This is a genomic window from Streptomyces sp. NPDC045778 (assembly GCF_056431945.1).
Genome location: NZ_JBWKJZ010000027.1, coordinates 1 through 14,710, shown reverse-complemented (window position 1 = coordinate 14,710; position 14,710 = coordinate 1). Strand labels below are relative to the sequence as shown.

General features: G+C 71.3%; 15 protein-coding genes, 1 tRNA gene and 1 riboswitch. Of the genes, 11 read left to right on the top strand and 5 right to left on the bottom strand.

From position 1 onward, the window contains the following. Positions 1 to 205: 205 nt before the first annotated feature. Positions 206 to 1,519, bottom strand: a complete 1,314-nt coding sequence (locus AC07GB_RS29080) for a PTS transporter subunit EIIC (protein ID WP_478850550.1) — start codon at positions 1,517 to 1,519, stop codon at positions 206 to 208. Between the two features lie 222 nt (positions 1,520 to 1,741). On the opposite strand from AC07GB_RS29080, the gene AC07GB_RS29075 reads away from it, so the two are divergent. From AC07GB_RS29075 to rdgB, 4 genes are all read left to right on the top strand, one after another. Beyond that, the gene (locus tag AC07GB_RS29075; protein ID WP_107417711.1) at positions 1,742 to 1,975 is read left to right on the top strand and encodes a PTS sugar transporter subunit IIB; all 234 of its coding nucleotides are present in this window, start codon (positions 1,742 to 1,744) and stop codon (positions 1,973 to 1,975) included. Positions 1,976 to 2,148: 173 nt separating this feature from the next. After that, positions 2,149 to 2,880, top strand: a complete 732-nt coding sequence (gene rph / locus AC07GB_RS29070) for a ribonuclease PH (protein ID WP_478850548.1) — start codon at positions 2,149 to 2,151, stop codon at positions 2,878 to 2,880. 124 nt (positions 2,881 to 3,004) lie between these two features. Next, positions 3,005 to 3,403, top strand: a complete 399-nt coding sequence (locus tag AC07GB_RS29065; protein WP_478850546.1) for a hypothetical protein — start codon at positions 3,005 to 3,007, stop codon at positions 3,401 to 3,403. Positions 3,404 to 3,470: 67 nt separating this feature from the next. Continuing rightward, positions 3,471 to 4,073 (top strand): RdgB/HAM1 family non-canonical purine NTP pyrophosphatase, encoded by a 603-nt coding sequence (rdgB, locus tag AC07GB_RS29060; protein ID WP_478850544.1) that lies wholly within the window; start codon positions 3,471 to 3,473, stop codon positions 4,071 to 4,073. Positions 4,074 to 4,165: 92 nt separating this feature from the next. Here rdgB and AC07GB_RS29055 read toward each other — a convergent pair. The 3 genes from AC07GB_RS29055 to bcp all read right to left on the bottom strand — a co-directional run bounded on the left by AC07GB_RS29055 (position 4,166) and on the right by bcp (position 6,411). Next, positions 4,166 to 4,249: transfer RNA gene (locus AC07GB_RS29055), tRNA-Leu, on the bottom strand. A 47-nt stretch (positions 4,250 to 4,296) separates the two neighbouring features. Beyond that, positions 4,297 to 5,823 (bottom strand): glycine betaine/L-proline transporter ProP, encoded by a 1,527-nt coding sequence (proP, locus tag AC07GB_RS29050; protein ID WP_478850542.1) that lies wholly within the window; start codon positions 5,821 to 5,823, stop codon positions 4,297 to 4,299. A gap of 120 nt (positions 5,824 to 5,943) precedes the next feature. Then, complete coding sequence (gene bcp / locus AC07GB_RS29045; protein WP_030686824.1) at positions 5,944 to 6,411, bottom strand: thioredoxin-dependent thiol peroxidase; 468 nt, start codon at positions 6,409 to 6,411, stop codon at positions 5,944 to 5,946. Between the two features lie 155 nt (positions 6,412 to 6,566). Between bcp and AC07GB_RS29040 the strand changes: the two genes are divergently transcribed. The 3 genes from AC07GB_RS29040 to AC07GB_RS29030 all read left to right on the top strand — a co-directional run bounded on the left by AC07GB_RS29040 (position 6,567) and on the right by AC07GB_RS29030 (position 7,767). Then, on the top strand, positions 6,567 to 6,893 hold the full coding sequence (locus AC07GB_RS29040) for a DUF3618 domain-containing protein (RefSeq protein ID WP_478850540.1): 327 nt from the start codon (positions 6,567 to 6,569) through the stop codon (positions 6,891 to 6,893). 43 nt (positions 6,894 to 6,936) lie between these two features. Continuing rightward, entirely contained in the window at positions 6,937 to 7,293 is a 357-nt protein-coding gene (locus AC07GB_RS29035) for a GroES family chaperonin (RefSeq protein ID WP_478850537.1), read from the top strand. Between the two features lie 59 nt (positions 7,294 to 7,352). Beyond that, a riboswitch (guanidine-III (ykkC-III) riboswitch) is annotated at positions 7,353 to 7,417 on the top strand. 29 nt (positions 7,418 to 7,446) lie between these two features. Next, complete coding sequence (locus AC07GB_RS29030) at positions 7,447 to 7,767, top strand: DMT family transporter (RefSeq protein WP_478850535.1); 321 nt, start codon at positions 7,447 to 7,449, stop codon at positions 7,765 to 7,767. Between the two features lie 49 nt (positions 7,768 to 7,816). On the opposite strand, the gene AC07GB_RS29025 is transcribed toward AC07GB_RS29030, so the two are convergent. Further along, on the bottom strand, positions 7,817 to 10,807 hold the full coding sequence (locus AC07GB_RS29025) for a transglycosylase domain-containing protein (protein WP_478850533.1): 2,991 nt from the start codon (positions 10,805 to 10,807) through the stop codon (positions 7,817 to 7,819). A 201-nt stretch (positions 10,808 to 11,008) separates the two neighbouring features. On the opposite strand from AC07GB_RS29025, the gene AC07GB_RS29020 reads away from it, so the two are divergent. From AC07GB_RS29020 to AC07GB_RS29005, 4 genes are read left to right on the top strand one after another with little or no spacing between them, the layout of a single operon-like run. After that, positions 11,009 to 11,830, top strand: coding sequence for an ABC transporter permease (locus tag AC07GB_RS29020; RefSeq protein WP_478850531.1), 822 nt, complete (start codon positions 11,009 to 11,011; stop codon positions 11,828 to 11,830). After that, positions 11,823 to 12,704 (top strand): ABC transporter permease, encoded by an 882-nt coding sequence (locus AC07GB_RS29015; RefSeq protein WP_478850529.1) that lies wholly within the window; start codon positions 11,823 to 11,825, stop codon positions 12,702 to 12,704. Before AC07GB_RS29020 ends, AC07GB_RS29015 begins: the two co-directional genes overlap by 8 nt. Positions 12,705 to 12,711: 7 nt before the next feature. Then, complete coding sequence (locus tag AC07GB_RS29010) at positions 12,712 to 13,680, top strand: ABC transporter ATP-binding protein (RefSeq protein WP_478850527.1); 969 nt, start codon at positions 12,712 to 12,714, stop codon at positions 13,678 to 13,680. A 10-nt stretch (positions 13,681 to 13,690) separates the two neighbouring features. Beyond that, positions 13,691 to 14,566: a DUF1707 SHOCT-like domain-containing protein gene (locus AC07GB_RS29005; protein WP_478850525.1), complete on the top strand. Its 876-nt coding sequence runs from the start codon at positions 13,691 to 13,693 to the stop codon at positions 14,564 to 14,566. The last annotated feature ends 144 nt before the right edge of the window (positions 14,567 to 14,710 follow it).

Below are 14,710 nucleotides of genomic sequence, written 5' to 3'. Positions count from 1 at the left end.
TCAGGGGACAGTTCGGGGGGTGCGACAGCATCCAGGTGGTCTACACCACTCAGTGGTGTAGACCTGTTGTAACACGGTCAAGGCGGCATAAGGAACCCGCGATTCCTGTGGCCTGGGCCATACCTGGACAAGCATGGCGAAAGGCCCTGGGACCACAGGGTCCCAGGGCCTTTCCGAAGGCTTTGAGCGGGGTTCCGCTTGAGCCCTACGCCTTGGTCTGTTCTGCGTCCAACGCCTTTGCCTCTTCTTCCGGTTCGCGGCCCGGCGTGGGCAGGTCGAACTTGTGGATGACGAAGCGGAACAAAGCGTAGTAGACGACCGCGAACACCAGGCCGATCGGGATGATCAACCAGGGCTTGGTGGCCAGGCTCCAGTTGATGACGTAGTCGATGAGGCCCGCCGAGAAGCTGAAGCCGTCCTTCACGCCGAGCGCCCACGTCACGGCCATCGAGACACCGGTGAGGACCGCGTGGATCGCGTACAGGAGCGGGGCGATGAAGAGGAAGGAGTACTCGATCGGCTCGGTGATGCCCGTGACGAAGGAGGTCAGGCCGACCGAGAGCATCATGCCGCCGACGACCTTGCGGCGCTCGGGGCGTGCCGCGTGCGTGATGGCGAGCGCGGCGGCGGGCAGCGCGAACATCATGATCGGGAAGAAGCCCGAGGTGAACTGGCCGGCCGTCGGGTCCCCTGCCAGGAAGCGGTTGATGTCGCCGTGCACCACGGTGCCGTCCGGCTTGGTGTAGTCGCCGAACTGGAACCAGACGAACGTGTTCAGGAACTGGTGCAGGCCGACCGTGAGCAGCGCGCGGTTGGCCACGCCGAAGATGCCCGAGCCGAGCCAGCCGAGGTCCACCAGCCACTTGGAGAAGCTGGTGAGCCCGTCGCCGATGGGCGGCCAGACCCAGACGCACAGGCCGGCGAAGACCAGGCCGATGAAGGCCATGATGATCGGCACGAGCCTGCGGCCGTTGAAGAAGCCCAGCCAGTCCACCAGGCGCACCCGGTGGTAGCGCTGCCAGAACCACGCCGTGAGCAGGCCCATCACGATGCCGCCGAAGACCCCCGGGTTCTGGTACGCGGCCTGGGTGGGGGCTCCCTCGCCGGTCACGCACACCCCGCTCCACATCCCGGCGCCCGCGAAGTCGGCGCCCGCCGGGCAGTCGTCGGGGAAGGCGCGAAGGACCGCGTAGTAGACGAGGAAGCCCGCGACGGCGGCGAGCGCGGTGGAGCCGTCCGCCTTCTTCGCCATGCCGATCGCGACACCGATGCAGAAGAGGAGCGGCAGGCCGAGGGAGGAGTCGAGCAGGGCGCCGCCCGCGGCCGCGAAGACCTTGGCGACGTTCGTCCAGCCGAGGCCGTCGTCGCCGAAGACGTCCGGCTGGCCGAGCCGGTTCAGGATGCCGGCGGCGGGTAGCACGGCGATGGGCAGCTGGAGGCTGCGGCCCATCTTCTGGAGGCCCTGGAAGAGGCCGTTCCACCCCTTCTTCCGCGGTACCGCGGCGGCGTCGGAACTCATCGGCGTTCCTCCTGGAACCGGCCAGTTTGGCGGTCGTTGAAAACTGGTGTAGACCAGTTGCGGGCGAGTGTGCGGCGGCCCCCTGGTCAGGGACGACACCTTGATCGTCATGATGGGGTGCGGCTGCCGTGACCGCCCGCGAAGATGGGCCAACCGTGCGTTACCGTGACAAAGCGGACCTACGGTGTCGTGGCCGCGTCCTTTCACAGCAGGGAGTAAGCAATGGCCAGCAAGGCTGAGAAGATCGTTGCCGGGCTCGGCGGCATCGACAACATCGAAGAGGTCGAGGGCTGCATCACCCGTCTCCGCACGGAGGTCAACGACCCGGGCCTGGTCGACGAGGCGGCCCTGAAGGCCGCGGGCGCGCACGGCGTGGTGAAGATGGGCACGGCGATCCAGGTCGTCATCGGCACGGACGCGGACCCGATCGCGGCGGAGATCGAAGACATGATGTGAGCGACTCCGCTCCGCTGAGGGGTGCAGGTCCGGGTAGCCGGGCCCGCGCCCCTTTTGCGTTGCTCGGGGTGGCTGCGCCCCCGGCCCGCCCCGGTGCGGGGCGAGGCCCCCCGCCGACGGTGGGTGCGGGAACCGGTCGGGTGGGTTCCGGGGGGCCCTATAGGGTCGTCGGCATGTCTCGATTCGACGGTCGTACCCCTGCACAGCTTCGTCCCATCTCCATCGAGCGGGGGTGGAGCAAGCACGCCGAGGGCTCCGTCCTCGTCTCCTTCGGCGACACCAAGGTCTTCTGCACGGCCTCCGTCACCGAGGGCGTGCCCCGCTGGCGCAAGGGCAGCGGCGAGGGGTGGGTCACAGCCGAGTACTCGATGCTGCCGCGCTCCACCAACACCCGCGGCGACCGCGAGTCCGTCCGCGGCAAGATCGGCGGCCGCACGCACGAGATCTCCCGCCTCATCGGCCGCTCGCTGCGCGCCGTCATCGACTACAAGGCGCTCGGCGAGAACACCATCGTCCTGGACTGCGACGTCCTCCAGGCCGACGGCGGCACCCGCACCGCCGCCATCACCGGCGCGTACGTCGCCCTCGCCGACGCCGTCACCTGGGCGCAGGGCAAGAAGCTCATCAAGCCCGGCCGCAAGCCCCTCACCGGCAGCGTCAGCGCCGTGTCCGTCGGCATCGTCGGCGGCGTGCCGCTGCTCGACCTCGCCTACGAGGAGGACGTCAAGGCCGACACCGACATGAACGTGGTGTGCACCGGCGACGGCCGGTTCGTCGAGGTGCAGGGCACCGCCGAGGCCGAGCCGTTCGCGCGCGAGGAGCTGAACGCGCTGCTCGACCTCGCCGTCGCGGGCTGCGCGGAGCTGACCGCGCTCCAGCGCGAGGCACTGGATTCGGCCAAGTAGCCGTCCGTGTAAAGGGGTTCGTCCTCCGTCGAGCAACCGTCCCGCCGACCGCGGGCGTTCTATGAGGTGGAGCGTGCGGGTACCACCGCACGCTCGCACACCGCATAACGGGAGGGAACCATCCATGGCCGTGCGCCACCGCCGTGTCACCGTCGCCATAACCACCGCTCTCATCGCCGTCCCCGCGACGCTCGGCCTCGTCGCCTGCGACCCGAAGGACGCCGTGGACTGCGTCAAGGCGGCCGACGCCGTGTCCGACGGCGCCGACGCGCTCCGGCAGGCCGCCCAGGACGCGGTCCTCTACCCGGACCGGAAGTCCGAGAAGCGCTTCGACAAGATCAGGGGCGACCTGAACGACATCCGCAGGGACCACGAGGACGACGAGGACATCAGCGAGGCCGTCGACGAGATGCAGAAGGCCGTCGACAACGTGGAGAAGTCCGTCGACAACGGCGACAAGACGCCCGACCTCCGCCCGATGGCGAACGCCGCGGGCAAGGTCACCAAGGCCTGCACGAACTGACGCCGCGTGGCGGGCGGGGGCCCCGGCCGGGCGGCCGGGTCCCGGCGACGGGACGGATACTGGTCGCATGACCCGTCTCATCCTCGCCACCCGCAACGCCCACAAGGTCACCGAGCTGAGGGCGATCCTCGCCGCGGCGGACCTCGACCACGAACTCGTGGGCGCGGACGCCTACCCCGAGATTCCCGACGTCAAGGAGACCGGGGTCACCTTCGCCGAGAACGCCCTGCTCAAGGCGCACGCCCTGGCACAGGCCACCGGCCTGCCCGCCGTCGCCGACGACTCCGGGCTCTGCGTCGACGTGCTCGGCGGGGCGCCCGGCATCTTCTCCGCGCGCTGGGCCGGACGCCACGGCGACGACAAGGCCAACCTCGACCTCCTCCTCGCGCAGCTCGGCGACATCGACGAGGCCCACCGGGGCGCGCACTTCACCTGCGCCGCGGCCCTCGCCCTGCCCGACGGCACCGAGCGCGTCGTCGAGGGCCGGCTGCGCGGCACCCTGCGCCACGCCCCCGCGGGGACGAACGGCTTCGGCTACGACCCGGTCCTCCAGCCCGAGGGGGACACCCGCACCTGCGCCGAGCTGACGCCCGAGGAGAAGAACGCGATCAGCCACCGCGGCGAGGCGTTCCGCGCCCTGGTGCCGGTGGTGCGGGAGCTGCTCGGCTGACCCGGCGCGCACGGACGGCGAAGGGCGCCCCCGCGTGCGGCGGGGGCGCCCTTTCCCACGTCTGCTTCCGAAGGGACCGCCCTGCGGGAGAGTGCGGCCGGAGGGACTCGAACCCTCACGGGTGTTACCCCACTGGGACCTAAACCCAGCGTGACTGCCAATTCCACCACGGCCGCGTGCCGCCCCATCGTAATGGGCGCCTGCCCGCGGTCGCCGGGCGGAGTCAGAACTTGGGCACCGAGGCCTGCGCCTCCACCAGGTCGGCGGCCTCCTCCTTGGTCTCCACGCACGGCGGCGAGCCGCTGAGCGGCCGCTGCGCGGTCTCCTTCATGCAGGCGACCGCGACGATGCCGACGGCCGCCGCCGCCATGGAGTAGTAGGCGGGCATCATGTCGGAGCCCGTGACGCTGATCAGCGCGGTGATCACCAGCGGCGCGGTGCCGCCGAACAGCGAGGCGGAGAGGTTGTAGCCCACCGAAAGCGAGCCGTAGCGCACCGGCGTCGGGAAGAGGGCGGGCAGCGTCGCCGACATGGTGCCGAGCAGGCACACCAGGGACAGGCCGAGCATCAGCATGCCCGCCGAGACCGCGATCAGCGAACCCTGCTTGATCAGCAGGAACGCCGGGGCCGACAGCACCAGGAAGCCCACCATGCCGGTCATCAGGAGCGGCTTGCGGCCGAAGCGGTCGGACAGGACGCCGATCCGGTTGATCACCAGCATCAGCACCAGCATCGTCACGATGAGGATCACGAGCCCGTGCGTGTCGTCGTACCCCAGCTCGTCGGTGAGGTACGTCGGCATGTACGACAGGAGCATGTAGTCGGTGACGTTGTACGCGCCGACCAGCGCGACGCACAGGATCAGCGTCGGCCAGTACTCGCGGAAGATCTTGGCCAGGTCGCCCTTGGCGGAGGTCTCGACGGCGGACGCGGCGTCCGAAGCGGAGTGGTAGCTCTCGTCCGTGAGCTTCTGGAACGCCGGGGTCTCGTCCAGGCGAAGGCGCAGATACAGGCCCACCAGGCCGAGCGGGCCCGCCACCAGGAACGGCACGCGCCAGCCCCAGGCCTCCATGGCGCCGTCGTCGAGCGTGGTCGTCAGGATCGTGACCAGGCCTGCCGCGCCCACGTACCCGGCGAGCGTGCCGAACTCCAGGAAGCTGCCGAAGTAGCCGCGCCGCTTGTCGGGGGCGTACTCGGCGATGAAGGTGGAGGCGCCGCCGTACTCGCCGCCGGTGGAGAAGCCCTGCACCAGGCGGAAGAGGATCAGCAGGACCGGCGCCCAGAAGCCGATGGTGGCGTAGCTGGGGATCAGGCCGATGGCGAAGGTGCCGATCGCCATCAGGATCATCGTCAGGGCAAGGACCTTCTTGCGGCCGACCTTGTCGCCCATCGGCCCGAACACCATCCCGCCCAGCGGCCGGACCAGGAACGAGACCGCGAACGTGGCGAACGACGAGAGCAGCTGGACCGTGCCGTTCCCCGACGGGAAGAACACATGCCCGATGGTGACGGCCAGATAGCTGTAGATGCCGAAGTCGAACCACTCCATGGCGTTGCCAAGGGACGCCGCCTTCACCGCGCGGCGCACCGCCGCGTCGTCGGTGACGGTGATGTCGGTGCGCCGCAGGGGTGGGTTCCGACGCCGTCTGACCGTGCGGAACAGGAGGCGGTGACGCTTCACCGCCTCCGGATCCGCGTCGGGGGCGAGGGGATCGGCCTCGGCGTCGGCCTGGTACCTGCTGGCCGCCATGGAAGGGGTCCTTTCGGAGCGGGTGGTTCTCCAGGACGCCTACTCGGAGTCCGCGATCGCAAACGAGAGTCCCCCGTCGGAGGGGGGTTTCTCACACTCGCCCCGACGGCCGCGCGGTCCTCAGATGCCGAGATCGCGGATGATCTTGGCCACGTGGCCGGTGGCCTTCACGTTGTAGAACGCGTGCTCGACCTTGCCGTCCTCGTCCACGACGACGGTCGAGCGGATCACGCCCGTCACCGTCTTGCCGTACAGCTTCTTCTCGCCGAAGGCGCCGTACGCCTCCAGGGTCTCCTTGGCCGGGTCGCCGACCAGCGTGACCTTCAGGTTCTCCTTCTCGCGGAACTTCGCGAGCTTCTCCGGCTTGTCCGGGGAGACGCCGATGACGTCGTAGCCCGCGGCCGCGAGCGCGTCCAGGTTGTCCGTGAAGTCGCAGGCCTGCTTGGTGCAGCCGGGCGTCAGGGCGGCCGGGTAGAAGTACACGATCACCTTGCGGCCCTTGTGGTCCGCGAGGGAGACCTGCTTGCCGTCGGCGTCGGGCAGGGAGAAGGCGGGGGCGGTGTCGCCGGGCTGCAGTCGCTCGCTCATTCTTGGGCTCCTCACGGTGCGCGTACGCACCAAGCTGTGGTGACGGGGTCGAGGGTAAGTCGAGCGTAATAGGGGTGCCGTGGGGTGCGGCGCGGGCGAAGCTGACAGACTGTGGAGGTCCGAGTACAAGGAACACACCCCACGGAGGCAGCCCGGTGTCGGATGCGGATGCCAGGACCCCTGCGCAGATCGAGGCGGACATCAAGCGCCGGCGCGAGCAGCTCGCCGAGACCCTCGACGAGATCGGGGTGCGGGTCCACCCGAAGACCATCGTCGGCGACGCCAAGGCGAAGGCCGCGGCCAAGGTGGACCACACCCTCGGGCGGGCCTACGTGGGGGCGAACCGCTTCGTCTCCGACGTGCGCGGCCAGCTCGTCTCGGCGGACGGCCGGCCGCGTCTTGAGCGGATCGTGCCGGTGGCCCTGGTGGTCGTGGGTCTCGTGGGGCTCGTCACCGTCGGCTCCCGGCGCCGCAAGGGCTGACCCGGGGGCGTACAGGGCGCGTGCGGGCAGGTAGGTTCGGGGCGTGAGCGCCAAGACACATGACACCAGCACCCACGACGACAAGCTGCCGATCCGGATGCTGCACGACCGCGTGCTCGTGCGCCAGGACACCTCCGAGGGCGAGCGGCGCTCCGGCGGCGGCATCCTGATCCCGGCCACCGCGGCCGTCGGCCGCCGTCTGGCCTGGGCGGAAGTGGTCGCCGTCGGGCAGAACGTGCGCACGGTGGAGCCGGGCGACCGGGTGCTGTACGACCCGGAGGACCGGGCCGAGGTCGAGGTGCGGGGCACGGCGTACGTGCTGATGCGCGAGCGCGACCTGCACGCGGTGGCCGCGGACCGCTTCGAGGGCTCCGAGGACTCCACGGGGCTCTATCTGTAGCCGTCCGCGCTGTCGCGCGAAGGGGCTGGTGACCGTCGTCACCAGCCCCTTTTGTCTGCCCTTTGCTACCGTGGAGACACCCCGACGAGACGCGCCGTACCGGGCCCCGCAAAGACGACGCACCCCTGAAGTCCATTTCTCGGAGGTGCCGTCATGGCCTGGGTCCTGCTCGTCGTCGCCGGTCTGCTCGAAGTCGGCTGGTCGATCGGCATGAAGTTCACCGAGGGGTTCACCCGCCTGTGGCCGAGCGTGTTCACCGGCGCGGGCATCGTCGCCAGCATGGTCCTGCTGTCGTACGCGGCCAAGACGCTCCCCATCGGCACGGCCTACGGCGTGTGGGTCGGCATCGGCGCCGCGGGCGCCGCCGTGGTCGGCATGGTCGCCCTCGGCGAGCCCGCCACCGCGGCCCGGATCTTCTTCGTGTGCCTGCTGCTCGTGGCCGTGGTGGGCCTGAAGGCGACCAGCGGCCACTGAGCCCCTGCCGGGGCGCGGGACGGTCATCGCCCCGCGCCCCTCACGGGTGTCAGTCGCCCCGGCTCCGGCCGTTCGGGCCCGTGGTGAGGCCGCCGAGCGCGCCCTGCGCGGCGCCGCCCTGGTCACCGCCACCGCCGTCCGCGGCACCGCCGTCGGCCGCGCCGCCGTCCGCCGCGCCACCGCCGTCCGCGCCGCCCTGCTGGCCGCCGTCCTGGCCGCCCTGGTCGCCGCCGCCCTGCTGGCCACCCTGCTGACCGCCGCCGTCCTGGCCCTGGTTCCGGCCGCCCTGCTGGCCGCCGTCCTGGCCGTCCTGGTCGCCGCCGCCCTGCTGGCCACCCTGGTCGCCGCCGCCGCCGGTCTGGTCGCCGTCGTCGTCGCCGCCGGTCGTGCCTCCCGTGTCCGTGTCCTCGTCGGGCTCCTCGGCCGACTGCGAGGGGTCCGGGGCGACCGGCTCCTCCGAGCCCGGCTCCAGCTGGAGGTCGAACTCCGTGGCGGGCTTGCCCTCCAGGGCCTCCCTGGTGAACTGCGACCACACCTTCGCCGGGTAGCCGCCGCCGTTGATGCGGGTCTCGCCCAGCGCCCCGTACAGCGGCGTCTGCGCCGCCGTGACCGGGTCCTGGCCCATGACCGCGACCACGGTGGCCAGATCGGGGGTGTAGCCCGCGAACCAGGCCGCCTTGTCGCTCTCCGCCGTACCGGTCTTGCCCGCCGCAGGACGGCCCGCGTTCAGCGCCTCGCGGCCCGTGCCGGACTGCACCACGCTCTGGAGGATCGACGTCGTCGTGTCGGCGGCCTCACGGCTCACCGCCGTTGACGTCTTGCGCTGCGGAAGGGCGATGTCCTGGCCGTCCTTGCTGATCTTCTCGACGAGCGTGTACGTGCCGTGCTTGCCGTGGTTGGCGAGCGTCGCGTACGCCTCGGTCATGTCCAGGACGGACGCCGTGGACGGGCCGAGCGCGATCGAGGGGGACGCGGTCAGGTCCGGGGTCTTCGCCGGGACGCCGAGCGCGACCGCGGTGTCCTTGACCTTGTCCGAGCCGACGTCGACGGCCATCTGCGCGTACACCGAGTTCACGGACTTGTCCGTGGCCTCGCGCACGCTGATGTCGCCGTAGTTGACGTCGTCCTCGTTCGCGGGCGCGTACGAGCCGCCGCTCCACCCCTGCACCGGGCGGCGGTTGTTGCCGTCGTACAGCGTGTTCGGCGTGATCGGGGCGCCGGACTGCGTGGCCGAGCCGTTCTCCACCGCCGAGGTGAACACGAACGGCTTGAAGGTCGAGCCGACCTGGTAGTCGCGCCGGGTCGCGTTGTTCACGAACTGCTTCGTGTAGTCGATGCCGCCGTACATCGCGACGACCTTGCCGGTCTTCGGGTCCACCGAGGCGCCGCCCACGCGCACGTTCTTGTCGATCTTGCGGGCCTTTTTGTCGACCTTCGACATCACCTGGTCGTCGACGGCCTTGACGAAGGCGTCCTGCTTGGGCTTCTGGAGCGTGGTGGTGATGCGGTAGCCGCCCTTGCTGAGGGCGTCCTCGTCGACGATCCGGTTCTCGATCAGGTAGTCCTCGACGGCCTTCACGACGTAGCCGCGCTGGCCGGACAGGCCCGGCGCGCCCTTCGCCTGCTCCGGCATCGGGAACTTGACCTTGTCCCGCTCGGCCTGGTCGAGCCAGCCCTCCTTGACCATGCCGTCCAGGACGTAGTTCCAGCGGGCGACGGCACGGGGCTTGTTCTCCGGGTGCGTCGCCACGTCGTACGCGTTGGGGGAGTTCACCAGGGTCGCCAGGTACGCGCCCTGGGCGACGGTCAGGTCCTCGACGTCCTCGCCGTAGTACGCCTGCGCCGCGGCCTGCACGCCGTACGCGCTGCGGCCGAAGTAGCTGGTGTTCAGATAGCCCTGGAGGATGTCGTCCTTGCTCACCTCGCGGTCCAGCTTGATCGCGATGAAGAACTCCTTCACCTTGCGGGAGACCGTCTGCTCCTGCGCCAGGTAGTAGTTCTTCACGTACTGCTGGGTGATCGTCGAGCCGGACTGCTTGCCCTTGCCGGTGAGCGTGTTCCAGCCCGCGCGGAGCATCGCCTTCGGGTCGACGGCGGACTCGCTGTAGAAGTCCCGGTCCTCCGCGGCGAGGACCGCGTGCTGGACCTTCTTGGGCACCTTCGACAGCGGCACGTTCTCGCGGTTGACCTTGCCGTCGCGGGCGATCTCGGTGCCGTCGGCGTACAGGTAGACGTTGCTCTGCTTGGTGGCCATGGCGTTGGCCGGCGGGATGTTCACGAGGAAGTAGCCCGTCATGAACGCGCCCACGACCAGCAGGATCAACAGGATGAAGGTGCCGAGCACCATCCGCCAGGTCGGGATGAGACGCCGCCAGCCCTTGCGCTTGGGCCGCTTCGCCTTCTTGCCCTTCTTGCCGGGCGCCACGGGTGCGGCGGGGCTCGCCCCCTCGCCGTCACCGCCCGCGCCGCCCGCGCCGCCCGTGTCCGGGTCGCGGGGCGCCCAGCCCCGCGGCTCCGCCTTGCCGGGCTCCTGGTGCCCAGCGGCGGGCCCGTCGGCCCGCGTGGGCCGCAGCCGGGTCGTGGCGGGACCGCTCCCGGCGCCCCCGGCTCCTCGGGGCCCGGCCGCGACGGGGCGGATCTGCTGGGTCGCGGGGTCGTTCGCGGGGGAGGCCGGGGTGCCCTTGGCCTTGGGCGGCGCGGCGGGGCCCTCCTCGCGCGCGGCCGGGGAGCCGCTTTGGCCCTTGGCGGGCGCGGCGGGACCGTCCTGGTCCGTGATCGGCCGGATCTGCCGCGTGGCGGGGTCGGGCGCGCCCCGGCCCTGCCCGGCGCCCCGGCCGGACCCGGCGGGGTCATCCCGGCGTGCGGGCGCGTCACCCTCGCCGGGGACGCCCGGGCGGCGCCCCGCGGCGGGGCGGCGGGCTCCCTCGGGGGCGTCCTGGCGCGGGGCCGCAGGCCCGTCCTCGGGGGCGGCGGGCTCCCCGGGCCCGTCAGCGGGCCCGCGCCCGGGGCCACGCTGCTGCTGCGGCTCGTCGCTGCTCATGTCTCGCGGAACTCCCAGTTCGCGTCGTACGCCTCGTACGACCCATTGCACACTGTCTCCGCATGCCTATCTGACCAGGCACGCGCCGCGCGGCGAAATTGCCTGGCACGGACGGCCCCGCTCACATTAGGCTCCTGCGCTTCGGTCCGGACACGCGGTCCGGGCGCCCGGCCTGGAGCGGGACGAGGCTCTCTGAAAGGGATGTGCGTGAGAACAGGACGGTTCCGCTTGTACGCGGCCGTCGCCGGAGGAAACTTCCGGAGATTCGCCACGTACCGGATGGCGACGCTGGCGGGTGTGTTCACCAACACGGTGTTCGGGGTGATCCTGGCCTACACCTACAAAGCCCTCTGGGACGAGAGACCCGGACTAGGAGGATACGACCAGGCGCAGGCGCTCACGTACGTCTGGCTCGGTCAGGCCCTCCTGATGGCCGTCGCGGCGATGGGCGGCGGCTTCGAGGCCGACCTGATGGAACGCATCCGCACCGGCGACGTCGCGACCGACCTCTACCGGCCCGCCGACCTCCAGGCGTGGTGGCTCGCGAGTGACCTGGGCCGGGCGGCGTTCCACCTTCTGGGCCGTGGGGTGGTGCCGATGGCCTTCGGGGCGCTCGCCTTCCGGCTCGCGCTGCCGACATCACCGCTGACGTGGCTCGCGACGCTCCTCGCCGTGTTCCTCGGCGTCGTCGTCAGCTTCGCCCTGCGCTACCTGGTGGCGCTCAGCGCCTTCTGGCTCCTGGACGGCGCGGGCGTGGCCCAGATCTCCTGGCTCGCGGGCATGTTCTTCTCCGGCATGCTGCTGCCCCTGAACGTGTTCCCCGGCGCCCTCGGCGAGGTCGCCCGCGCCCTGCCCTGGTCGGCGCTGCTCCAGGTGCCCGCCGACGTGTTCCTCGGCAAGCACACGGGCACCGGGCTCCTTACGATCTACGCCTTCCAGGCCGCCTGGGCGGCCGCCCTGCTCGCCGCGGGACGGCTCCTCCAGGGCGTGGCCACCCGACGGGTGGTGGTCCAGGGTGGCTGAGTCACCACGGGAGCCTGCGCAGGTCCCGGCGCACGGTGGCCTCGGCGCCCCGGCGGGGCCCCTCGCCAGGGCCCGCGAGGGCGTGCGCGCCTACCGCCTGATCACCGCCATGTGGATCCGCTCCACGATGGCGTACCGCGCCTCCTTCGCGCTGACGGCCGTCGGGAACTTCGCGGCGACCGCGCTCGACTTCGTCGCGATCCTGCTGATGTTCTCCCAGGTGGACCGGCTCGGCGGCTACGGCCTCGGCGAGATCGCCTTCCTGTACGGGGCGGCGTCCACCGCCTTCGGCGTGGCCGACCTCACCATGGGCTCCATGGAGCGGCTCGGCACCCGGGTGCGCGACGGCACGCTCGACACGCTCCTGGTCCGCCCCGTACCGGTGCTCGCGCAGGTCGCGGCCGACCGCTTCGCGCTGCGCCGCCTCGGCCGGATCACCCAGGGCCTGCTGGTCCTCGCGTACGGCCTCGGGAGCGCGGACATCGCCTGGACACCCCTGAAGGTCCTGCTCGTGCCACTGATGCTGATCGGCGGGGCCGGGATCTTCGCCGCCGTCTTCGTGCTCGGCGCGGCCTTCCAGTTCGTCGCCCAGGACGCGTCCGAGGTGCAGAACTCCGTGACGTACGGGGGCAACACGCTGCTCCAGTACCCGCCGACCGTCTTCGCCGACGACCTGGTGCGCGGGGTCACCTTCGTCGTGCCGATCGCCTTCGTGAACTGGCTGCCCGGCCTGTACGTCCTGGACCGCCCCTATCCGCTCGGCCTGCCGGAGTGGGCCGCCTTCACACCGCCGCTGGTGGCCCTCGCGTGCCTCGCGCTCGCGGGCCTCGCCTGGCGCGCGGGACTCCGCTCGTACCGCAGCACAGGGAGCTGACTCTTTCGTGGACAGCGACGCGTTCATCACCCTCGACGGCGTCGAGAAGGTCTTCGACGTACGCAAGAAGACCGGCTTCCTGCGCCGCGAACGGCGCGAGGTGCGCGCCGTCGACGGCATCACCTTCGAGGTGCCGCGCGGCGAGATGGTCGGCTACATCGGCCCGAACGGCGCGGGCAAGTCGACCACGATCAAGATGCTGACCGGCATCCTCACGCCCAGCGGCGGCCGGCTGCGGGTCGCCGGCATCGACCCGGCCCGCGAGCGCACCCGCCTGGCCCGGCACATCGGCGTCGTCTTCGGCCAGCGCACCACGCTGTGGTGGGACCTGCCGCTCATCGACTCGTACCGCCTGATGCACCGCATGTACCGGATCCCGGACGCCCGGTTCGCCGAGAACCTCGACCGCTGTGTCGAACTCCTGGACCTGGGCGCCCTGTTGGACGTCCCCGTACGGCAGCTCTCGCTCGGCCAGCGCATGCGCGGCGACATCGCGGCGGCGCTCCTGCACGACCCGGAGGTCCTCTACCTGGACGAGCCGACCATCGGCCTCGACGTGGTCAGCAAGGCGAAGGTCCGCGGCTTCCTGCGCGACCTGAACGCCGAGTCCGGCACCACGGTCCTGCTCACCACGCACGACCTCACCGACATCGAGCAGCTGTGCAAGCGCGTCATGGTCATCGACCACGGGCGCCTGATGTACGACGGCCCGCTGGCCGGCCTCCACGAGGTGGGCCAGAGCGAACGCATGCTGGTCGTGGACCTGGAGCACGAACTGCCGCCCCTGGACGTCGAGTCGGCGCGGGTCGTGCGCACCGAGGGCCCCCGGCAGTGGCTGGCCTTCCCCGCGGCCGCCTCGGCGGCCCCGCTGGTCGCCGCGATCGCCGAGCGCTATCCGCTGCTCGACCTGTCCGTGCGCGAGCCGGACATCGAGGCCGTCATCGCCAAGATGTACGCCGACAGGGGGACCTCGTAGGCTTCGGGGTATGACGGACGCCGAGTCTTCCCAACCCCCCGCGTCGCCGCCGGCCGTCCCCGGCTCGCCGAACCCCGAGCTGCGCGCGTCCGACGCCGACCGCGAACGCGTCGCGGAGGTCCTGCGCGAGGCGGTCGCCGAGGGCCGCCTCGACATGGACGAGTTCAACGAGCGGGTGGACGCGGCCTACCGGGCCCGTACGTACGGCGACCTCGCGCCCCTCACCCGGGACCTGCCCGCGGCCGGCGCGGTCGCCCCGAAGACCTCCCTGGTCAAGCGGTCCGCCGACGGCGAGTCGACGGAGATCGACTGGGCGGAGCGCGTGGTCGTGGGCGCCGAGCCCACCTCCGGCGGCGCCTTCGCCTTCTGGAGCGGCTTCAGCCGCAAGGGCCGCTGGACCATCGGTCGGCTCTTCACCTCGTTCGCGATGTGGGGCGGCGGCGAGATCGACCTGCGCGAGGCCCGCTTCGCCGACCGCGAGGTCGTGATCCGCTGCTTCACGATCATGGGCGGCATCCAGGTCACCGTGCCGCCCGAACTGAACGTCACCGTGAGGGGCTTCGGCTTCATGGGCGGCTTCGGCGACGACGCCACGGGCGAGGGCACGCCCGGCTCCCCGCGCGTGACCGTCACCGGCTTCGCCCTCATGGGCGGCGTCGGTGTCGAGCGCAAGCTCCGCAAGGCCGAGCGGCAGCGCCTGAAGGAGGAGCGCCGCCAGGCGAAGCTGGAGGCGCGGGAGGTTCGGCGCCTGGAACACCAGCGGCGGCACCAGGAGCGCCACGAGCGGCACCGGGAGCGTCACGAGCGCCACCGCGAGCGCCACGAGCTGCACCGCCGCCGGGTGGAGGACAACCACCACGGCATCCACGGCGGGGACGCGCAGTAGCCGCCCGTACACGACAGCGGGGGAGGGGGGGGGGGGGGGGGGGCCCCCCCGCGTGTCGCTGTCGTGGGGCGTCCTTTTGGGACTTTGGATAGGCCCCGGGGGCCCGGAGGAGGGACCTGACGCCTGCGTCCCATCCCCCAGTGT

Bases quoted from the DNA above. Each gene is read 5' to 3' on its own strand.
- AC07GB_RS29080 (WP_478850550.1), bottom strand. From the start codon at position 1,519: ATGAGTTCCGACGCCGCCGCGGTACCGCGGAAGAAGGGGTGGAACGGC.
- AC07GB_RS29075 (WP_107417711.1), top strand. From the start codon at position 1,742: ATGGCCAGCAAGGCTGAGAAGATCGTTGCCGGGCTCGGCGGCATCGAC.
- rph (WP_478850548.1), top strand. From the start codon at position 2,149: ATGTCTCGATTCGACGGTCGTACCCCTGCACAGCTTCGTCCCATCTCC.
- AC07GB_RS29065 (WP_478850546.1), top strand. From the start codon at position 3,005: ATGGCCGTGCGCCACCGCCGTGTCACCGTCGCCATAACCACCGCTCTC.
- rdgB (WP_478850544.1), top strand. From the start codon at position 3,471: ATGACCCGTCTCATCCTCGCCACCCGCAACGCCCACAAGGTCACCGAG.
- proP (WP_478850542.1), bottom strand. From the start codon at position 5,823: ATGGCGGCCAGCAGGTACCAGGCCGACGCCGAGGCCGATCCCCTCGCC.
- bcp (WP_030686824.1), bottom strand. From the start codon at position 6,411: ATGAGCGAGCGACTGCAGCCCGGCGACACCGCCCCCGCCTTCTCCCTG.
- AC07GB_RS29030 (WP_478850535.1), top strand. From the start codon at position 7,447: ATGGCCTGGGTCCTGCTCGTCGTCGCCGGTCTGCTCGAAGTCGGCTGG.
- AC07GB_RS29025 (WP_478850533.1), bottom strand. From the start codon at position 10,807: ATGAGCAGCGACGAGCCGCAGCAGCAGCGTGGCCCCGGGCGCGGGCCC.
- AC07GB_RS29020 (WP_478850531.1), top strand. From the start codon at position 11,009: ATGTGCGTGAGAACAGGACGGTTCCGCTTGTACGCGGCCGTCGCCGGA.
- AC07GB_RS29005 (WP_478850525.1), top strand. From the start codon at position 13,691: ATGACGGACGCCGAGTCTTCCCAACCCCCCGCGTCGCCGCCGGCCGTC.